Below are 14,981 nucleotides of genomic sequence, written 5' to 3'. Positions count from 1 at the left end.
TAATATGAAATCGCTGTGATTTACAAATTACAATGCTGATGAAGATGACACGATTCCATATGCCATTAAAAACAAATAAACATATACATATGAAAAAAGTTTGGATCATCGTTTTTGGATTAGGTTATCTGGGTTTAAGCGCTCAGAAGAAATGGTCCTTAAAAGAATGTGTAAGCTATGCAGTGGAGCATAATCTTCAGGTTATCCAAAATCAGTATACCAAAGAAAACCAAGAATACAACCTTAAAGCGGCCAAAAAAGACTATTTGCCTTCCGTATCAGGGAGTGTTACAAGTGGGGTGAGTTTCGGACAGGGATCATTAGGAGCAGGAAGCTATAGAAACGATAGATTCAATAACAGTGTTGGTGTAGGTGCCGATATTTTGGTCTATAATAATGGGAGATTGGAGAAGAATGTTAGAAAACTCCAGTTTGATGTAGAAGCCAGCCAGTATGATATTGAAGCCATCAAAAATGATATCTCGGTACAAATTGCACAACAATATTTAACCGCCTTATTGAACAAAGAAATTGTTAAGATTTCTCAAAGCGCTGTAGAAAACGCTAAAAAACAACATGACAGAGCAAAGATAACTACTCAGGTTGGGACTACCGCACAGACTGTTTTAGCGGAAGCAGATGCAGCATGGGCGAGAGAAAAACAAAATCTTAAGACAGCGGAGGTTAACGTAGGAAGAGCTCTGTTTGCGATCGCTCAGCTTTTGCAACTTTCAGATTACAAAGATTTTGATGTGGAAAATGTAGATATTCCTGAAACATTAGAGTCGCAGTTGGTAACCGCTGATGAGGTTCTTACAAAAGCTTATGATGTACAGCCCCAGATAAAAGCTGCAGAAAGCAGGATAAGATCTGCCGAAGCACAAACTGAGGTAAGTAAAACGGCATTCTGGCCTACATTAACAGCGAGTGCCGGTCTTAATACTTTCTATAACAGACAATTTAATGTTCCTCCGGGACTTGTACAGGGAACTTTTTTTGAACAATATAAAGATCAGTTTGGACAAAATGTAGGGCTGTCACTTAATATTCCTATCTTCAATAAGGGGAAAACGAAATTACAGGTTGAGCAGTCCAAATTAAATGAAAGTGTTAGCAAAATTACCCTTGAACAGCAGAAACAAACGGTAAGACAAAATATACAGAAAGCTCAGTTTGATGCGGATGCCAATTATGAAAACTATCTGGCAGCTGTGGAAGCTGAAAAAAGTTCCAAACTTGCTCTTGATTTTGCTGACAAAAGTTATGCTGCAGGAAGATCTACCATCTATGACGTAAACGTGGCAAGAAATAATTATGCAAATGCACAGGGATCAGTAGCGCAGGCAAAATATAATTATCTTTTTAGTCTTAAACTATTGAATTTCTATGCCGGAATTCCATTAAGTTTGTAAAATGTCTATCCAATCATTAGAAAAATATTTACCTCAAAATACACTCAAATATTTAAGGGTATGGTTTTCAGATTACTATATCCACATAAAAGTTACAAGAAACAGGAATTCAAAACTGGGAGATTACAGAAAACTTCCGGACAATTCGCATGAAATAACGGTAAACTCTACGCTTACCCCGCAGCTTTTTTTCTTTGTATTGACCCATGAGCTCGCGCACCTGATTGCGTTTGAAAAATACGGAAGAAGAATCTCTCCTCACGGTAACGAATGGAAAGAAACTTTCAGAAATATGCTTCTCGAAAGCCTTGAAATTTATGATGAAGAACTAAAGCCTATCATTGTAAAATTTTCAAAATCCCCAAAGGCCAATTTCATGGCCAGCCCGGATCTGGTAAGATATTTTCATACTGAGAAACAAGATGATACTCTTCATTTTATTGAACAACTTCAGAAGGGTGAATTTTTTATATACCGCAACGAAAAGTATTTATTAGAAGGTCTAGTTAAAAAAAACTATCTTTGTAAGAACCTGGCTACTGGAAGGAAGTATTCTTTCAAGCCTTTAGCGAGGGTAGAAAAATGTAGCTAAGAATGTTAAAATCAGATAGATACTGCGTTATAATGGCGGGAGGAATCGGAAGCCGGTTCTGGCCCATGAGCACGCAGAAATTTCCAAAACAGTTTCAGGATATTTTAGGAACCGGACGCACTATGATTCAGCAGACCTATGACAGAATCAGCAAGGTAATTCCTAAAGAGCAAATATTCGTGATTACGAATAAAGAGTATGTGGCTCTTTCCCATCAGCAGCTTCCGGAGATTCCTGAAGAAAACATTGTGGGTGAACCGCTTATGAAAAATACAGCTGCATGTAACCTGTATATGGCCAACAAGATTGCTGAGATCAATCCGGATGCAACAATGATTGTGCTTCCGGCGGATCATCTGATCCTTAAAGAGGATGTATTTTTGGAAAAAGTGGAGCTGGCATTTGAGGTGGCTTCAAAACATGATTATCTGGTAACATTAGGGATTACTCCAACAAGACCTGATACAGGCTACGGCTACATTCAATTTGTAGAAAAGAAAGGTTCTGATTATTTTAAAGTCAAAACATTCACAGAAAAACCGATCCTTGAAATTGCCCAAAGCTTCTTAGAGAGTGGTGATTTCCTTTGGAATGCGGGTATTTTTATATGGAACGTAAAAAGTATTCACCATGCTTTTGATCTTTATCTTCCTGAGATGATGCAGCATTTTATGGCTTGTGAATACAATTCAGAAAAGGAAAACAGCTGTATTGAAACCATTTATCCAAAAGTTCAGAAAATCTCAATTGATAACGGAATTTTAGAAAAAGCAAAAAATGTATATGTGATTCCATCAGATTTGGGATGGAGCGATCTGGGAACATGGACATCTGTTTACGAAAATACAGATAAAGATAAAGACGGAAATGCTGTGAAATTAAAGCATTTGCTTTCTTATAATTCAAAAGGAAACATTATCCGGTTGAGAAATAATAATAAGGCGGTAATCATTGACGGCCTTGAAAACTATATTGTTGTAGATACCGATAAAGCACTTCTTATCTGCCCGCGAGATAATGATCAGCTTATAAAGGATTATGTCCTTGACTTAAAAAACTTTAAGAAAGGAGATAAGTTTATGTAATATTTGGTATATTTTCTGCTGATTTTTAAATTATGAGTAAAGCTGCAACCCGAATTACAATTCTTACATTTTTACTTTTGGGAATCTTAGGATTTTCTCAGGAGAAGAAAAAATTTTCAAGCATCCCGAATATTTTACAGCAGATCAACCCAAGCAATAGGGTAGACTCGTGGATTTTGGTATATAACAGCTATGGAAAAGGGGAGGAAATAAAGGTTTCGGGTAAACTGGATTATACCCCTCAGTTCTCCGGATTTAATCTTTTCCCTAGTGAAGACAGCTTTTATTATATTGCTTATTCAGAAGGAGGTAAAATTAATTATGTTGCCGATGTTGAGGGACTTAAGAAGTTTGTAGACCGGATTGATAATGCTCAGGAAGCTGCTGTAATGCTGGCTGCCGAAGGATATATGGTAGATGAAGAGTTCAAGGATCTTGCGGGTAACTATCATGAAGATAAATCAAACTATTATCTTGATCTTGGAAAACTGACCTCAAAGGAGTGCCCTTACCAGAAAACACATTATACGGTGACTGTAAATAAATCAACAGGCGCTGTAAGTAATGTGAAGGACAATGGAACCTATATTGAGCTTTACAATAAAAAATGTGCTAATAACCCGAGACTTTTAAAAATCGAAAAAAAAGAAGAACCAAAGAAAGATGAGCCTAAAAAAACACCCAAGCGCAGATAATACCTATGAAACGGAACGATTAATACTTCGTCCGATGTCCTGTGAAGACAGTGATTTTGTCTTTGAGCTTTACAACAGACCCAAATTTATTCAACATATCGGCAACCGTAATGTCAATAGCATAGAAGATGCCGAAAATTATATCCTGAACAGATTTGCTCCACAGATTGAAAGACTGGGATTTGGGAACTATCTTTTAGTAACTAAAGAAGGGAATGAAAAAGTAGGAGCAGTAGGAATCTTTGAAAGAGAAGGTCTGGATATTGTAGATATAGGATATTCTCTACTGGAAGAGTTTGAAGGCAAAGGATATGCTTTTGAAGCGGCTCAGAAGGTCAAATCCATTGGGATGGATGATTTTGGACTGTTAAAAATATCGGCTATCATTTCAAAAGATAACGTTTCTTCCCAAAAACTGATCGAAAAATTGGGACTAAGATTTAAAAATTTTGTAACTCTTCCCGGAGAAACAGAAGAATTAAACTATTACGAAACAGAATAATAAATACATAAAAATTTATTTTCACAAATAACACAGATACATAATTGTGTTATTTGTGAAAATAGTTGTGATGTCTGTGTTTCAAAAGAGAAATTATCCCTCCAGAATCTGCTCAGCAGCAGTCTTTGAAGTCACTTTTTCAATGACTCTTGTGCAGATACCATTTTCATCAAAAATAAAAGTGGTTCTTACAATTCCCATATAGGTTTTTCCAAATGTTTTTTTCTCCTGCCATACCCCGAATTTTTCAATGATATTACGGTTTTCATCCGCAATCAGATCATAAGGAAAGGCAAATTTGCTGTGAAAATTCTTTTGTTTTTTTACAGAATCACCGCTTATTCCCAATAATTGAAATCCCGCTTTTTTAAGCTTAGTATAGTTATCACTCAGGTTGCAGGCTTCCACCGTACACGTTGGCGTATTCGCTTGTGGATAAAAGAAAACCACTAGTTTTTTTCCAATTAATTTTGATGAGGCTACTGTTTCTCCGTCTTGGTTGAGTTCTTCAAATTCAGGTAATTTATCTCCAACTTTCAGCATAATGATTTAATTTTGTTCAAATTTAAGGGTTACATGACAAAAAAACAAAGAGCTGAGCTCGTTCAGATAGAACTGGAGAAATTATATCCTACAACGCCTATCCCGTTAGATCACACCGATCCGTATACATTGATGGTTGCCGTAGCACTTTCTGCACAAACCACAGATAAAAAAGTAAACCAGGTTACCCCTGATCTTTTTGCAGTAGCAGGAACACCGCAAAGAATGGCCAAGTTGGAAGAATTTGAAATCAAAGAATTAATCAAAGAAATAGGATTATCCAATACGAAAGCCAAAAACCTGAAAAAAATGGCTGAACTTCTATTGGAAAGGCACAACGGTATTGTTCCCCAGACTTATGAAGAACTGGAAGCACTTCCGGGAGTAGGACACAAAACGGCTTCAGTAGTAATGAGCCAGGGATTCGGGTTTCCCGCTTTTCCTGTAGATACACACATTCATCGTCTGATGACACAATGGAAACTTACTTCAGGAAAAAATGTAGTAGAAACTGAACGAGATGCCAAGAGTTTATTCCCTGAAGAAGTATGGAATAAGCTTCATCTTCAGATCATTTTTTATGGAAGAGAATATTCTCCGGCAAGAGGAAAGGGAGAGAAGGATTTTATTACGAAAATGATGTTTGAGAAATAACTCATTGATTTTAGCGCTATGCTCGCAAGGATTTTATAAAAAATTACGTTGAAATAGCTCGCAAAGGCACTTCGTTTAGCAAAGGCAATATTTTCCTAGCTGAGTGAAACGTCCTTGTGAACGAAAAAGAAAACGCAACAATTACTTAGTGATTGTTGCGTTATTTTAATTTTTATTGATGGATTAAATGTCCAATAACCTTCTGTGATAATTAATCTGCCCCAAATGATAATCCAGATGAGCAATAAGATGGATCAGAAAATAATCTGTAGTCATGGAATTTTCAAAAACAACCAGTGGATATTCTTTTTTCAGATCATCATCTGATAATTGTGGAAGCACGGAATCTATCATGGCTGCTGTAGCTTCAATTTTTTCAATAAGTTCGGCTCTTGGAATATCTTTTAAAGAAAATTCCAGGTCGCGGTGTCTGACATATCCTGTATTTCCAAGATGTGTTCCAATAAAATGGTTGAGATTTCCAACCAGATGAAGGACCAAATTGCCAGCAGAATTGGCTATACTTTTATCAATTTTCCAAAGATTTTCTTCATGTTGATAGGCTTCTATCTCTGATTTTAGTTTGTTTAAATCTCTGTTGTAAAGAGATCTAAGGCTTTCTGTGATCATATCAATTTTGTTGTATTGTCGTTTTAAAATATCCTCTGAAGTGTTTATAAACCAAACTATCAACTCTGCATTTATAATCTATGAAACCATAAATACTATCGTTTTTCTTGAATTTATCGGTGTTTAGAACCAATTTTTGTCCCAAAACGTTTGACTTTATGAATTTTTTTTCACCTTTTAATGTTTTAGGGTCAATATCTTTTATATAAAATTGGTTGTTGAAAACCTTTACCAGAACCCCATTCCCAAAGTATCCATTATTATTGTTCAGTAGAATATTTAAAGTATCATTTTGATATTGTGCTTTACACTTATAATCTTCAAAAAGGAATGATCCTTTAAGCAAACCGTCAAAATAAAACGCTTTCTGGACAATATAAGCTGTTCTTGTTTTGCTTTCAACAATTTCACTGTTATATAGCTTCAGCTCCGGAAATTTTGAGAGAAGCTGAATAGTATCATAGCTTGGTAGATTTTTATCTACTGTGAATTTTTCAAAATTTTGCTCCTTTTGACAGCTTAAAACAGTCAATAAAATACCTGTGAAAAACAAAAATAGTCTCATAAAGAAACTATTTTTGTTTTTGGGCCCAAAGCTCCATTTTTCTGTTCAGAACATCTAAAGGAAGACATCCCTGGCTTAATACTTCATCATGGAAGCTGGCCAGATTGAATTTATTTCCAAGTTCTTTCTGATACTTTTCTCTCAGCTCGCGGATTCTTAAAGAACCTATTTTATAGCCTAAAGCCTGTCCCGGCATAGCCATATATCTTTCCACTTCTGCTACAGCAGCTCCTTCATCGTAAGAAATATTGCTTAAGAAATATTTAATAGCTTCTTCTCTTGACATTTTTCCCGTATGAAGTCCTGTGTCTACTACAAGTCGTACAGCTCTCAGCATCTGGTCGCTCAGATATCCCATTTTCTGGTAAGGATCCGTATATAAACCGAACTCAGGACCTAGTGTTTCACAATAATGTGCCCATCCTTCACCATACGCTCCAAACCATCCGAATCTCATGAATTTTGGAAGTTTTGTGTTTTCCTGTTGAAGAGAAACCTGGTAATGATGTCCTGGAATTGCTTCATGAAGGAAAAGAGACTCCATTCCTGAAGTAACATTGAATTTCGTAGGATCTGGAAGCGGAACATAAAATATACCCGCTCTCTTCCCGTCAGGAGTTCCCGGAATGTATTCTGCACTGGCACTGGCCTCTCTGAATTTTTCCGTCTGTCTGATTTCAAACTTTGTTTTTGGAGTTACATTGAACATCGTTTTCAGTTTCGGAGTAATCTTCGTCAGAATACCGTTGAAGGCATTTAAAACTTCTTTAGACGTTTTATAAGGCATTGCCTTTGGATCTGTTTTCACAAAAGTAATAAACTCTTCCAGGCTTCCGGTAAAACCTACCTGCTGCTTTACTTTTTCCATTTCTGCACGAAGCATAGCTACCTGCTGCAGACCAATTTTATTGATCTCATCAGGAGATTTCTTCGTGGTTGTCCAGCTTTTTACATAATAGCTGTAAATTTCATTGCCATTGGGAAGACTGTTGTATCCGTCTGTATTTCTAGCTTTTGGAAGATAATCCTTTTCTAAAAATACTCCCATTTTAGCATAAGCCGGAATAATTTTTTTCGTGATTGCCTCTTTATAAAGTGCTGAAAATTTATCTTTCTGATCCTGCGTGAAGTTTTTCGGGAAATTTTTAACCGGTCCGTAGAAAATATTTTTTTCCATATCAGACGTTGTGATTTCCTCGGCTTTCATCTGAGGAATCATTTTGGCAACCAGTTTTTTAGGAAGTACCACCTTATTGTTGATTCCCTCACGGAAGTTGTCTGCTGCGGCATCCATCCATTCCGGGAATTTTTCCATTCTTTTCAGCCAGTCGCTGTAATCCTTTTCAGTTTTGAAAGGCTGACTGCCCTGTCCGCTCCCATACAACGGAAAAGTAAGTGGTAGACCTCCGAATTGGGTAAATGGAATATATTCCGGATGATAGGCATAGGCCTCAATTTTATCTTTTAAAGTATAATCCAGTACATCATACACCACTTTATCTTCATCAGACAAGGATTTGTAATCTACATGCTCCAGTTGTTTCTGTACAGAATTGTAGAAAGCGATTTCTCCTGAGATAAAATCTTTATCAATATTAATAGGAAGCTGGTCGTTGTATCTCGTATCTCCCTGAGATGTAGCATCTAAAGGGTATAGCTTAAGATATTGCTCATAATAGTTGGAAGCAATAGAATCCAGGTTGCTGGGGGTTACTTTGGTAAGAGGAGAGTCCGTTTTTTTGCATGAAGCAAGCCCGATTATCAATCCTAAGCCAAGAATACCTTTTGATAAAATGTTTTTCATTTTCAGAATCTTTATGAAAACAAAAGTAAGTATTATTGGGATATTCAGACTTATGGTATGAGTTGATTTTAAAAAATTATTTTCAAAATCCTTTCAACTTTGAATCAATTTTTTATCTTTGTCTAAAACGTTTAACAATCATATTATTACAGTTCTTTTTTAAGAAAAAATGAAAGGGATTTTAAAAATTTACCATCCGGAGGAGACGCTAAAATACAATATCAGAAATACTTATTGTAAGGCGGTTTACAGCAACCAACAACATTTTTTAGAGGTTGAAGTTATTACGGATGACAGTTTGGATCACGTAGACGATGATTCACTACAGTACAACTTTCCGCAGCTTTCACTTGAAGTTTTTGATTTTCCTATCGAATCAGCGGAAATAGAAGGGAAAATTATCACAATCAATGACTCTGATGAAGAAACCTACACAGAAGTAGACCTTTTCGATGACGAAGATGCCTATATCTATGACAATGAGCTTCTCTTCGAAAGGAATGAAGAAGGAGAGCTTCAGGTCATCTGGAAGGGTACCATTGATGATTTCTACACCGGATCAGATACACCTATTCCTTTTAGATTAAAATGCGAATTCAAGCAGGATGATATTGAGGTAGACGAGGATTAACGATCGTCTTCATCCTTTTTTAATACCGGATTTCTTTTCAAATTTATTTTTGGAAAGAAATTTGCTATTGGTAAATCATAACAAATTTTAAGTTGTTTTTAAGCAATTTTTAAGAGTTCAATTCATAATATTCTACTACATTTGTCGTTGAAATTTAATAAAATTTACATTTAATGCTGTTAACGGAACTTTCTCAGATTTTATTTGCACAAATCGCTACCCCTGCAGTTGCTGCAGACAACTTAGAGTTCTCATTCTGGAAAATTATGTTCCACGGAGGAGCGTTCGCTAAAATAGTGATGGTCACGGTATTGCTGTTGGGAATATTTTCTCTGTATCTGTTTTTTGAAAGATTTTTCTTTATCAAAAGACTGACTTCAAAAACGGATTCCAACTTCATGAATAATATTGAAGACTTTATTAAAGCAGGAAAAATAGAGGCTGCTGCAGATTACTGCAAAACACAAAACTCTCCGGAAGGAAGAATTTTAGAAAAAGGAATTTCAAGATTAGGACGTCCTGTTTCTGATATCGTGAGTGCTATGGAAGCGCAGGCCCAGGTAGAGGTTGCTAATATGGAGAAAAATCTGAATCTTTTGGCTGTAGTACCAAGTATTGCACCAATGTTAGGTCTTTTGGGTACCGTAATCGGGATGATTATCGCTTTCTTTAATTTATCCCATGCCACAGGATCTTTCTCTCCGAAAACACTTTCAGAAGGTATTTATACCGCTTTGGGACAGACTGCGGTAGGTTTGGCAGTAGCAATTCCTGCAAACTTCTGCTATAACATCCTTTTGACAAGGATTGATAAATTTGTACTGAAGGCTCAGAATATGTCAGGAGAATTTTTAGACCTTATCAATAAACCTTTATAAATCTTTCTTACGATGAAAATTCAGAGAAGAAATAAAGCAAATCCGGAATTCAGTTTAGCAGCGATGACAGACGTTATCCTGTTGATGCTGATTTTCTTTATGATCACATCTTCTGCCGCCAATCAAAGTGCTATTGATGTGAATCTGCCGAAAGCCGGAGCTGTTGACGATAATATACCCAATCCTTTGACGGTAAGCATTAAGCCGGACGGTTCATTCTTTGTAGATGACAATCCTGCCAATAAAGGAGAATTGGAGAAGATTATTGTAGATAAATTGACTGGTCAGACCAATCAATCGTTCACAATCAGAGCTGACGAAAACACGCTGCATAAGGATGTTGTTTTTGTGATGGAAATTGCTGAAAAACATAAGTTTAATATTGCGATTGCAACAGTTAAAGATAAATAATAAATCCGGATCTCCGGAAATTACCTGTTAAGATGAGAAGCTATACAGCAAATAGAAACGAAGAAAACAAAGATAGGATAAAGAGCGCTTTGCTTTCTGTTCTTATCTGGGCTGCTATTTTGCTTTTTGTTTTTTTATATAAATTGAAACCTGAACTGGACAAAGATCCTGAAGTGATTACTACTATGCTGGTCAACTTCGGGGACAACAGAAATGGGAAAGGAATTGAAGAACCTGCTGAACAGCCGGGAAGTCTTGCTGCAGCAACAGAAGAAGTAACACCTGAACCCGCAGAAACACCTGTCCCGGAAACAAAAACTGTTGTAAAGCCGGAACCAACTTCTGAGCCAAAGAAAGCAGACGTTAAGGAGAAAGTTATCACAGGAAACAATTCAAAAGCAACAGTTCCTAAAAAAGAGGAATCAAAAAAAGCAGTAAAAAAGGAAGCAACAAGTACCAGCGCGTCTAAAAATACTAAGAAATCCGGGGCTGCAACAGCCAATTCAAAGACCGGAAATGGAGATGGAAAAGGAAATGCCGCTATTGGAAACCTGATTAAAGGAAGAGGAACAAAAGCCGGAAGCCAGGGAACGGGCGAGGGTATAGGAAACGCAGGAGATCCTTTAGGTGGTGACGGAAATGGAGACAGTAAAGTAGGAATCGACAGAAAGCTGGTTGGATATATTCCCGGGACAATGGGCAGAGGGGGAGTACAACCCTCTCACAGCTGTACAGCAAGTGGATCAATTACCGTTGCCTACACCGTAGATAAAGCAGGAAATGTGGTGTCTGCAAGAAGATTGGGAGGTGTTTCAGATCCTTGTGTATCATCTACATCAGTAGCCTGGGTAAAGAAATATGTAAAAGCAGAGAAAGCCAGTACTTCTTCCACCGGAACTTATAAAATTACATTCTAAAAATACAAAAGCACTTTATTCAAGTGCTTTTTTTAATTCGTTGATTCTGTTAATTATCGGAAGTGCAAAAATACCACTGGTCTGAAGATACAGCTCGTAGAATGTTTTTGCCTTATCCTGAAAATCTTTGTTCTGCTCGTGTCTGCTGTTAAAGTAGAAAAGATTCCCTAGCATCTCATAATAATCTTTGTGATCTCTTTCCTGTCTTTCATTGACAATGGCAATCATTTCTTCCTTCGTTTTAGAAGAAATTTCTGTGAAGCTCATCTTGAAAATGTCTCTCATCAAAGTATCAAAATCCAGTTCTTTCTGCATTAAACTTTCTTCAGGTTTATCGAGAATAAGTTTTTCCAGTGCCTGGGTTAACTGGCGGATGAGTCTTAAGGTAAATTCTTTATCGGTAATCATATGATAGTTTAAAGTTTAGAGTTTAATGTTTTTAAAGGAGTGGGGTAGGTTAAGCAAAGAACAGATAAGCCAATGCAATTGCAGTGATGACACCCACCAAATCGGCCAGAAGCATAGCAATTACCGTATATCTTGTATTCTTAACAGCTACAGCGCCAAAATAGACTGCGATCACGTAAAAAGTAGTATCTGAGCTTCCCTGAAGTACCGCGGCTAATTTCCCCTGGAAGCTGTCGGCTCCGAACGTTGCCATTGTATCTACCATCATTCCTCTGGCTCCAGAACCTGATAAGGGCTTGATTAGCGCTGTCGGAAGCCCGTCCACAAATCTCGGATCCATATTGGCTATATTGGCAACCCATTTCATTCCGTCAATGATAACATCAAAAACACCGGAAGTTCGTAACAATGAAATAGCAATCAGCATCCCAACCAGATAAGGAATAATCTTAACGCAGGTAGTAAACCCTTCTTTCGCTCCTTCAATAAAGGCATCAAAAACATTTATTTTCTTGTAAACGGCTCCAAGCACAATAGCAAGGAATATGAACAGGATTAAACCATTGCTTAAGACTTTACTGAAGTCATCCAATTGATCTTTACTCAGCTGTACAAGGTATACGACCAATAAAGCGATAACTGCCGAAATTCCGCCTACATAAGCAATAACTACAGGGCGAAGCAGATTGATCTTCTGATAGAGAGAAACAATAATCATTGCAGCCAAAGTAGCCGTAAAAGTAGCAATCATACATGGAAGAAAGATATCAGTAGGTGTCTTTGAGCCCATAGATGCTCTGATAGCAATAATGGATACGGGAATCAAAGTCATACCTCCGGCATGGAGACACAGAAACATAATCTGTGAATTACTGGCTGTATCTTTATTTGGATTTAAAGACTGGAGGCTTTCCATGGCTTTTAGTCCAAAAGGAGTCGCCGCATTATCCAGTCCAAGAAGATTGGCACTGAAATTCATCAGCATATGTCCGAATGCGGGATGATTTTTAGGGATATCAGGAAACAGCTTTGAGAAAAATGGCTGAATCAGACGGCTTAGCAGGTTGATTCCTCCTGCTTTTTCAGCAATACTCATGAATCCCATGAATAAGGTCATGATCCCGATAAGGCCAAGGCAGATCTTCACCGCTGTTTCAGATGTTCCGATGACTCCATCAGCTTCCTGAACACGATAAACATTTACATTTTGTTTTAAAGAATCTGTTTTATAGTGAATTCTGCTGTCTGCAAAATCATTTTTTTTCATCAGGCTGTCTCTTACAACAGGGGAGAGGCTGTTCATCGGTTGTGATGCAATCTTCACTGTATCACCTCCTTTTCCTACCACCATATCATTGAAAATGGTTTTGTAGTGACCTGACGAAACGTATTTTATACTGGCAATGGCAATGGCAATGATAATAAAAGCCGACCAAATTCTGCTGAGAACCATTTGATTGATTTAATTGTTTAAACTTATCAAAAATACTTTAAACCACAAAAATAACTAAAGTCTTTTGTTATTCTGGAGTGAGAGAACTAATGATGGTTAACTGATTTCAAATTATTTTGACGCAATGTTCGCAAGTTTCTAATGAAGATAAATATGATTTTTTGTTCGCAAAGACGTTAACACTAAGCAAATAACCACAATCAGGAAATATTGCTGAATGAAATACCCTTGCGGACAAAAAATATACGTTAAGTTTTTAGATTTCCCTTGCGATCCTTAGCGTTTAAAATAAAATGAATTATTTACTCTTCCAAATAGACAAGGTGCCCTTCAAAATCATCATCCAGATTTTTCAGAACTTTGGCATCATCCATTTTTTTGACTAATGCATCCACAAAAAAACTTTTTTCAAAAAACTGGCGGTGAATTCCTGGTAAAAGCTCCATAAAATAATCCATTCCGATTTTGTTATTGTGGAGATCCATTTTTGTTTCCAAAGGTTCATTCGGGAATAGCTCTTCATGCATGTCTGTTATTCTTTTGCAGAAATCAAGCGCTTTCTCAGGGGAAGAAATTTTACAGCAGTACATCATAATGAAGCTGCACCAAAGAGCATGTCTGAAAGCATTTCCAATTCCATTATTGGAAGCCGTATCAGGGAATCTTTTCTGAGCGATGGTAAATGCCTTTACAGTGGCATGAAAGCTCAACAGGGCAAAAAGAGGATGAGGAAGGATAAGTGATAAAAGACGGATAATCTTTTTAAAACTCATGCTTCTGATGGTATTGAAAAATATCTTAAAAGTCCTCATAAATAAAAATCTCTCCCTAATTAGAGAGAGACTGTATTGTTTTTGTTACAGATACTATGCTTTTACAGCTAATAAATTAACTGTTTTTGCAACAGTATCCTGAATTTCAGTTCTTTTTACAATGAAATCTACAAATCCTTTTTCCTGTAAGAATTCTGATGTCTGGAATCCTTCCGGTAAGTCTCTACCAATTGTTTCACGGATTACTCTTGGTCCTGCGAAACCGATCAGTGCTCCCGGCTCTGCCATAATGATATCAGCGGTCATTGCGAAAGAAGCTGTAATTCCTCCGAATGTAGGGTCACAAAGATAAGCGATGTATAAAAGCCCTGCTTCAGAAAGCTGAGCCAACTTAGCCTGAACTTTTGCCAGCTGCATCAAAGAGTAAGTGGCTTCCTGCATTCTTGCTCCTCCGGACTGACAGATAATCATATACGGAAGTTTGTGCTTGATACAGTAATCTACTGCTCTTCTGATCTTTTCTCCCATTACAGAACCCAAAGATCCACCGATGAAAGCAAAATCCATACAAGAAACTACCATTTCAGTTCCTTTTACGGTTCCTACAGCATTTCTGATAGAATCAGTAAGCTTGGTCTTTGCTTTTACTTCTTTCAAACGGTCTTTGTAAGGCTTTGTATCTTTGAAGTTTAAGATATCAATACTTTCAACATTGGCATCCAGTTCGGTAAATTTACCACCGTCAAAAAGGATGTCAAAAAATTCCGCACTTCCTATTCTTACATGGAATCCGTCTTCAGGAGAAACATAGTTATTTCTCTTTAGTTCATCATGTTCCACAACTTTTCCGGATGGAGTCTGATGCCACAGGCCTTTGGGAACGTCCTTTTTTTCATCAGTAGAAGTGGTAATGTTTTTTGCTTTTCTTTTAAACCAGTCGAATGCCATTTTTGCTTGTATTAATGTATAAATGTAAAATGTACCAATGTAAATGTATTTCTTATGAATACTTTTTACATCGGTACAAA

The 14,981-nt window shown here is 37.0% G+C and carries 18 protein-coding genes; 10 read left to right on the top strand and 8 right to left on the bottom strand.

The genetic code is table 11. The features are described 5' to 3' along the window. Positions 1–89: 89 nt before the first annotated feature. From ACPF63_RS21425 to ACPF63_RS21405, 5 genes are read left to right on the top strand one after another with little or no spacing between them, the layout of a single operon-like run. Positions 90–1,412, top strand: a complete 1,323-nt coding sequence (locus tag ACPF63_RS21425) for a TolC family protein (protein ID WP_426481247.1) — start codon at positions 90–92, stop codon at positions 1,410–1,412. Between the two features lies 1 nt (position 1,413). Continuing rightward, positions 1,414–2,004: a SprT-like domain-containing protein gene (locus ACPF63_RS21420; RefSeq protein WP_426481246.1), complete on the top strand. Its 591-nt coding sequence runs from the start codon at positions 1,414–1,416 to the stop codon at positions 2,002–2,004. 2 nt (positions 2,005–2,006) lie between these two features. Next, on the top strand, positions 2,007–3,089 hold the full coding sequence (locus ACPF63_RS21415) for a mannose-1-phosphate guanylyltransferase (protein ID WP_426481245.1): 1,083 nt from the start codon (positions 2,007–2,009) through the stop codon (positions 3,087–3,089). Between the two features lie 32 nt (positions 3,090–3,121). Continuing rightward, on the top strand, positions 3,122–3,784 hold the full coding sequence (locus ACPF63_RS21410) for a hypothetical protein (RefSeq protein ID WP_426481244.1): 663 nt from the start codon (positions 3,122–3,124) through the stop codon (positions 3,782–3,784). Further along, a complete protein-coding gene (locus ACPF63_RS21405) occupies positions 3,753–4,286 on the top strand; it encodes a GNAT family N-acetyltransferase (RefSeq protein WP_426481243.1) in 534 nt (177 codons plus the stop codon). Before ACPF63_RS21410 ends, ACPF63_RS21405 begins: the two co-directional genes overlap by 32 nt. A gap of 93 nt (positions 4,287–4,379) precedes the next feature. Here ACPF63_RS21405 and bcp read toward each other — a convergent pair whose 3' ends face one another. After that, positions 4,380–4,829: a thioredoxin-dependent thiol peroxidase gene (gene bcp, locus ACPF63_RS21400; protein ID WP_077413267.1), complete on the bottom strand. Its 450-nt coding sequence runs from the start codon at positions 4,827–4,829 to the stop codon at positions 4,380–4,382. Between the two features lie 33 nt (positions 4,830–4,862). Here bcp and ACPF63_RS21395 point away from each other — a divergent pair, with 33 nt between their 5' ends. Then, a complete protein-coding gene (locus ACPF63_RS21395) occupies positions 4,863–5,483 on the top strand; it encodes an endonuclease III domain-containing protein (RefSeq protein WP_077413268.1) in 621 nt (206 codons plus the stop codon). A 183-nt stretch (positions 5,484–5,666) separates the two neighbouring features. Here ACPF63_RS21395 and ACPF63_RS21390 read toward each other — a convergent pair whose 3' ends face one another. The 3 genes from ACPF63_RS21390 to ACPF63_RS21380 are packed head-to-tail and all read right to left on the bottom strand — an operon-like array spanning position 5,667 to position 8,482. Then, positions 5,667–6,113, bottom strand: coding sequence for a DinB family protein (locus tag ACPF63_RS21390; RefSeq protein WP_426481242.1), 447 nt, complete (start codon positions 6,111–6,113; stop codon positions 5,667–5,669). A 1-nt stretch (position 6,114) separates the two neighbouring features. Continuing rightward, positions 6,115–6,678 (bottom strand): hypothetical protein, encoded by a 564-nt coding sequence (locus ACPF63_RS21385; protein WP_426481241.1) that lies wholly within the window; start codon positions 6,676–6,678, stop codon positions 6,115–6,117. Between the two features lie 7 nt (positions 6,679–6,685). Continuing rightward, complete coding sequence (locus tag ACPF63_RS21380; RefSeq protein ID WP_426481240.1) at positions 6,686–8,482, bottom strand: DUF885 domain-containing protein; 1,797 nt, start codon at positions 8,480–8,482, stop codon at positions 6,686–6,688. A gap of 169 nt (positions 8,483–8,651) precedes the next feature. Between ACPF63_RS21380 and ACPF63_RS21375 the strand changes: the two genes are divergently transcribed. The 4 genes from ACPF63_RS21375 to ACPF63_RS21360 all read left to right on the top strand — a co-directional run bounded on the left by ACPF63_RS21375 (position 8,652) and on the right by ACPF63_RS21360 (position 11,319). Beyond that, positions 8,652–9,113 (top strand): hypothetical protein, encoded by a 462-nt coding sequence (locus ACPF63_RS21375; RefSeq protein WP_426481239.1) that lies wholly within the window; start codon positions 8,652–8,654, stop codon positions 9,111–9,113. A 173-nt stretch (positions 9,114–9,286) separates the two neighbouring features. Beyond that, the gene (locus tag ACPF63_RS21370) at positions 9,287–9,991 is read left to right on the top strand and encodes a MotA/TolQ/ExbB proton channel family protein (RefSeq protein ID WP_077413278.1); all 705 of its coding nucleotides are present in this window, start codon (positions 9,287–9,289) and stop codon (positions 9,989–9,991) included. A 12-nt stretch (positions 9,992–10,003) separates the two neighbouring features. Beyond that, complete coding sequence (locus ACPF63_RS21365; RefSeq protein ID WP_426481238.1) at positions 10,004–10,402, top strand: ExbD/TolR family protein; 399 nt, start codon at positions 10,004–10,006, stop codon at positions 10,400–10,402. Positions 10,403–10,434: 32 nt separating this feature from the next. After that, on the top strand, positions 10,435–11,319 hold the full coding sequence (locus ACPF63_RS21360) for a ferric siderophore ABC transporter substrate-binding protein (RefSeq protein WP_426481237.1): 885 nt from the start codon (positions 10,435–10,437) through the stop codon (positions 11,317–11,319). A gap of 15 nt (positions 11,320–11,334) precedes the next feature. Here the strand turns inward: ACPF63_RS21360 and ACPF63_RS21355 are convergent, their stop codons facing one another. The 4 genes from ACPF63_RS21355 to accD all read right to left on the bottom strand — a co-directional run bounded on the left by ACPF63_RS21355 (position 11,335) and on the right by accD (position 14,901). Then, positions 11,335–11,727 (bottom strand): hypothetical protein, encoded by a 393-nt coding sequence (locus tag ACPF63_RS21355; RefSeq protein WP_426481236.1) that lies wholly within the window; start codon positions 11,725–11,727, stop codon positions 11,335–11,337. A 49-nt stretch (positions 11,728–11,776) separates the two neighbouring features. After that, a complete protein-coding gene (locus tag ACPF63_RS21350; RefSeq protein WP_426481235.1) occupies positions 11,777–13,180 on the bottom strand; it encodes a nucleoside recognition domain-containing protein in 1,404 nt (467 codons plus the stop codon). A 302-nt stretch (positions 13,181–13,482) separates the two neighbouring features. Then, positions 13,483–13,992 carry a DUF6973 domain-containing protein gene (locus ACPF63_RS21345; RefSeq protein WP_077413281.1) on the bottom strand — a complete coding sequence of 170 codons (510 nt, stop codon included), beginning with the start codon at positions 13,990–13,992 and terminating at the stop codon, positions 13,483–13,485. 54 nt (positions 13,993–14,046) lie between these two features. Further along, positions 14,047–14,901, bottom strand: a complete 855-nt coding sequence (accD, locus tag ACPF63_RS21340; RefSeq protein ID WP_047095043.1) for an acetyl-CoA carboxylase, carboxyltransferase subunit beta — start codon at positions 14,899–14,901, stop codon at positions 14,047–14,049. Between the last annotated feature and the right edge of the window lie 80 nt (positions 14,902–14,981).

The organism is Chryseobacterium sp. R2ACT005, from assembly GCF_049949215.1.
GTDB lineage: Bacteria > Bacteroidota > Bacteroidia > Flavobacteriales > Weeksellaceae > Chryseobacterium.
This window is presented reverse-complemented; position numbering and strand designations above follow the sequence as displayed.